This window comes from Liquorilactobacillus sucicola DSM 21376 = JCM 15457, assembly GCF_000612445.1.
GTDB classification, from domain to species: domain Bacteria; phylum Bacillota; class Bacilli; order Lactobacillales; family Lactobacillaceae; genus Liquorilactobacillus; species Liquorilactobacillus sucicola.
In genome coordinates, this window is the sequence record NZ_BALC01000013.1 from 1 (window position 1) to 5,162 (window position 5,162).

The window sequence follows — 5,162 nt, forward strand, 5'->3', positions numbered from 1 at the left end:
TAGAGATAAGGCTTGTACTCAGAATTAATGATCAGGGCAATGGTGCCTATGATTTCTGAGTGCTTGTTTTATTTCGAGTAAAAGTATTCTGCTTTTGCTTTTGACCCGTTGGTCAAGTGGTTAAGACACCGCCCTTTCACGGCGGTAACATGGGTTCAAATCCCGTACGGGTCATGTGTTTAAAGAGCCGGCTTAGCTCAGTTGGTAGAGCATCGGTATCGTAAACCGAGGGTCACAGGTTCAAATCCTGCAGCCGGCATTTCTTAATAGTTGATGGCTGAAAAACTAGTCCTTTATGTGGGCTGTGAGTGAACTTTCGTTTTTTTTAAAGCAGTACAAAGTCGGTAATTTAAAGACTAACGCGAAATTACAGAATAAGTAATTAGTAATAGGCGAGTTTTTTGATTTATAAGACATGTCTATATATGATAATAGAGGGCTAGGTTAAAAGTTTATTTTTGACCTAGCCTTTTTAATTTGATTTTATGTATTGTTGTGAGTTTTGTAAAATTAGACTCTTTTTATATACGTAAGCGTTTTAAAAAAAGATAATTTACTGGCAAAAATATTGACGTCAACTATAGAGACTTCTATAATTGTTCTGTTGCACTTTTGTGATTTGGATGTGAGCATTTAAATATAGCTCTAGAATTTGGAGGAATTATTGATGAATAAAAAATCAATGGATGCTGCTTTTTTGGGTCATCCACGTGGACTATCCACACTTTTTTTTACTGAAATGTGGGAAAGATTCAGCTATTATGGAATGCGTGCTATTTTACTTTATTATATGTATTATTCTGTTTCTAGAGGTGGCCTAGGGTTTGATAAGGTTACAGCGGCTTCTATCATGTCGATCTATGGAGCATTAGTTTACCTGTCCAGTGCTCTTGGAGGTTTTATCAGCGACCGGATTTGGGGAAGTCGGCGGACAGTTTTTGTTGGTGGCATTTTGATTATGTTGGGACACATCGCATTATCAACACCCTTTGGCAGCACTGCTTTGTTCGTTTCAATTGGCCTAATAGTTATTGGCACAGGATTGTTAAAGCCAAATGTTTCTGAGATGGTAGGTGAGCTGTATGGAGAAACAGATCCGCGCCGTGATACTGGGTTTACGATTTTTGTTTTTGGTATCAATATGGGTGCCTTTATCTCACCAATTTTGGTTGGTTATCTAGGGCAAAAGGTCAATTTCCACTTAGGTTTTTCTTTAGCAGCAATAGGTATGTTCTTTGGGTTGTTGCAATATTACATAGATGGAAAGAAATATTTGTCTAAGGATAGCTTATATCCTAGTGATCCGATCGATCCTGATGAGCTTAAAGGTCTGTTAAAAAAAGTTACATTGTTTGTTGTATTTATGGCATTAGTCTTCATAATAATGGGTTTATTTAATCTTCTAAATCTTGCAAACATTATTCTAGTAATCACAATATTTGCTGTTATGATCCCGCTTTATTATTTCGTAATAATGTTATCCAGCTCTAAAATAACACCAAAGGAACGTTCTCGGGTTTGGGCATATGTCCCATTGTTTATTGCAAGTATTTTGTTTTGGTCAATTGAGGAACAAGGGTCTGTTGTTCTTGCCTTTTTTGCAGAGGAGCAAACACGGCTTAATATTGGGTGGTTGCATTACCCTGCCAGTATTTTTCAAAGTATGAATCCTTTGTTTATTATGATTTATGTGCCGCTTTTCGCAATTCTGTGGACGAAACTAGGTAACAGACAACCATCTTCACCAGCGAAATTTGCATATGGGCTATTTTTTGCCGGTCTTTCTTTCATTTGGATGATGCTTCCAGGTATTTTGGCCGGAACAAATACAAGAGTTAGTCCGTTGTGGCTTATTACCAGTTGGGCACTGGTAATTGTTGGTGAGATGCTTATCTCTCCAATTGGGTTGTCAGCAACGACTAAACTAGCACCAAAGGCTTTTCAGTCGCAGATGATGAGTATGTGGTTCTTAAGTGATGCTGTAGCTCAAGCATTTAACTCACAATTGGTGCGCTTTTATTCAAAAGGGACAGAAGTTGTATATTACGGAGTTGTCGGTGTTGTGACTATTATCTTTGGAATCTTATTATTGTTAATGGTGCCGCGAATTAAGGAATTAATGAGCGGTGTTCGTTAACAAAACGAAAAACTAAAGCGAAAGTTACTGAAATGTTTTTTATTTTTGCCAAAAAAAGTCTTGCATAACTCTGCCTAATCGTGTATTATTATCGAGTCAGGTATTTGAAAGGCTTGTTTTTTGGAAGGGTAGCGAAGTCTGGCTAAACGCGGCGGACTGTAAATCCGCTCCTTCGGGTTCGGTGGTTCGAATCCACTCCCTTCCACCATAACTGGGCTATAGCCAAGCGGTAAGGCAACGGGTTTTGATCCCGTGATGCGCTGGTTCGAATCCAGCTAGCCCAATATAGTAAGTATTTTTGTTGATGTCGCTAAATCTTCGTAATTGTTGATTTAGCGACCTTTTTATTTATATAATTTGGTATTTATTCTTGTTGCTACTTTGTAAACTACAATGTAGATGGCAGTATTTTTTAATGGTGCTAGAATCAAGTTATTTTGCAATTTTTCGAGGTCATTCAGTCTCATGCGCTTGGCTTTATCGAAAGATGAAATAACGCATTTAAATCCTAAATTAAGGTTAGTCTAAAGGACAAACATAAGAGACTAGAAGTATTATAGTTTCATAGCTTGCTCGATAGGTAAAAATCCAGAGTTCGCAACTTAACGCGTAGTCTTTCTTAACCTTTGTTGGATTAACCAATATAACACTGACATTAGTTGCAGTTTTAGTAAACTACATTACCAAATGATTGTGTCCATTTGATATTAAACAGCTTGGTAACCAATTATTGAAGTATAAGCGTAATTAGTTTTTTGCTGATTTAAGATTTTTGGCACTAATTTATCCCGTTTAGCAGTAAAAAAAATTAATGATGCTTACGTATTCAATTTATAGAGAAAGTCTCAGTTGGCTGCTCTGACTGTAATTAAGTATACTGATTAAGTTGTATATTTTAGTTGCATATTTAAATTTATTTAATTAAATCTCGCTCATCCAAGGTCAGATGTAGGGATATTGGACGGTTCGAATATTGATGTTTTTTTTAGACCTAAGATCTTGGCACTTTTAGCAAATGGGTCCATAGACTATTCTGGTAATTTTGACGAGTTACGGTTGATGCCTAATTTAGGCTTCAAAGATAGATCAGCCTTTTTTGTTTTAATGTTTCTTATAGTATGCATAACTTTTTGCTTTTTGATATATATGTAAATATAGAACGACAAACGTCTATCTTAATAAAAGTTATGCTAGGTCTATTACAAATATTCTATGCTATTCGCACAATAAGCAAGAATAATGAGTAATTAAGATTAATCATGAAATAGTGCAATAAATTCAAAGATAAGTAAAATTTTTACTGCTCAAAGGTATACTATCTAATGAATTTAAAGTATTATAATACTATAATTAATTAAAATAACATTTTAAAGGGGAATTGTTCTTATGTCATCAAGACCGGATCAATCTGACAAAACGGTTGATTATCACAAAAAGTTAAGTACTAAATTAAATTCTGCTATGTTGGCAGCGAGTATAATTGCTTCTTTAGCAGTTGGTTTAAACAATCAAAATGCTAAAGCTGACTCAGTGATGAATGCATCTGAAAAAATAGTTACCACAACATCAAAAACGGTGTCTGAAAGCACAGATTCGGGTAGCGAAGTAAGTTCTGGAAATAAAAAAGATTCAGTGGTAACTAGTTCAAGCGCTAGTTCAAGTGTTTCAGCGACAACAGGTTCGAAAACTGATAAAGAAGAAATTATGTCCAGTACATTGTCTGCAAACCATACGAATGCAGAACATGCTTCATCGGCTGAAGAAGCAACAAATAACGACAGCTCTAGTTCTGAGTATTCTACTTCCGCAAATGAAAGTTATGATTCTTCAGATAATACGAGCACACCAGACATTGAAACTGATGGGGACTCAAAAGCTGCTTCAATAACAAGTGAAGCAACTGCTGCCAAGACTGCACACACAAGTTCCAGTGCTTCTAGCGATATAACAAAGAAAACGTCTAAACAAGTCGATTCCGTAAATACTAATTCAACGAGTAGTGAAAATGACAAGGGGAATATAAATTCGGTTAAAACAAATGTGCAGGCACCAGAAAAGGTTGTTTTATCGGCTACAATAAAAGAATTAGTGCAGACAACAGCTGACACGTGGACCTTAGGCGATAATTCTCGTCCGCGGGTGGATGCAGTCGATGTTTCCTCATATCAAAGTATGATGACGCAAAATGACTTTAATACGTTGAAAAAATTAGGTGTGAAAACTGTAATTGTTAAAGCAACCGAAGGAGATTATTACACAAACCCATATCTGGTTAAACAAGTGGACTATGCTAATGCGGCTGGCTTAATTGTTGATATCTATCATTATGCAAAATTTAATACGGAATCGTCCTCAACATCGGAGGCTAACTATCTGGGAAATATACTTAAGAAAAATAGTTTTTCAAAATCTGTTCTGGTTTTTGCTGATATGGAAGATCAAGCTACATATAGTGTGAATATTGAAAAATATTTAAATGGTTTTTGGTCGATTTTAAATAATTTTGGGTACACAAATCATGGTGTTTATACAGGTGCAGGTTATCTCTACCGAGATGCGGTTATTAAAACTGTGGGAACCGCTAGAACTTGGAAAGCACAATATCCATACACGCCAACAAATGGGATATACTGGAATACTGATGATGGTGCTTGGCAATTCGCTTCAACAGTAAAACTTCCCAGTGGTGCAAACTATACTGGTTTTCTGGATGTAACTATTGATTATACTGGTTTTCTTGAAGATAGTGCTGGTACGAAAACTATTCAGAAAAAGGCTTTGCCAGCACGCTTTGTGTCAGATACAAAAGACGGTAAAACTTTCTATTATTTTGATGATGGAACAATTGCTAAGGGACAAAGGAAAATCAACAATTATTACTATTATTTTGATGATACTACTGGCGCAATGAAAAAGAACACGTACATGTGGTTAGGCGCACAAAATAAAGAAGTTTATTTTGGCAATGACGGCAAAATGCAGTATGGGCAACGCTATATTGAGAATAAATGGGTTTGGTTTGACC

General features: G+C 36.0%; 2 protein-coding genes and 4 tRNA genes. All 6 read left to right on the plus strand.

The window, feature by feature from the left end; all coding sequences use genetic code 11:
* Positions 1-102 precede the first annotated feature (102 nt).
* Positions 103-174, plus strand: a tRNA-Glu gene (locus tag JCM15457_RS11490).
* A 12-nt stretch (positions 175-186) separates the two neighbouring features.
* Positions 187-259, plus strand: a tRNA-Thr gene (locus tag JCM15457_RS11495).
* A 408-nt stretch (positions 260-667) separates the two neighbouring features.
* Positions 668-2,137, plus strand: coding sequence for a peptide MFS transporter (locus tag JCM15457_RS11500; protein WP_034990058.1), 1,470 nt, complete (start codon positions 668-670; stop codon positions 2,135-2,137).
* A 122-nt stretch (positions 2,138-2,259) separates the two neighbouring features.
* Positions 2,260-2,345, plus strand: a tRNA-Tyr gene (locus JCM15457_RS11505).
* A 4-nt stretch (positions 2,346-2,349) separates the two neighbouring features.
* A tRNA-Gln gene (locus JCM15457_RS11510) sits at positions 2,350-2,421 on the plus strand.
* Positions 2,422-3,523: 1,102 nt separating this feature from the next.
* A partial coding sequence (locus tag JCM15457_RS11515; protein ID WP_268870137.1) for a GH25 family lysozyme occupies positions 3,524-5,162 on the plus strand: 1,639 nt, incomplete at its 3' end.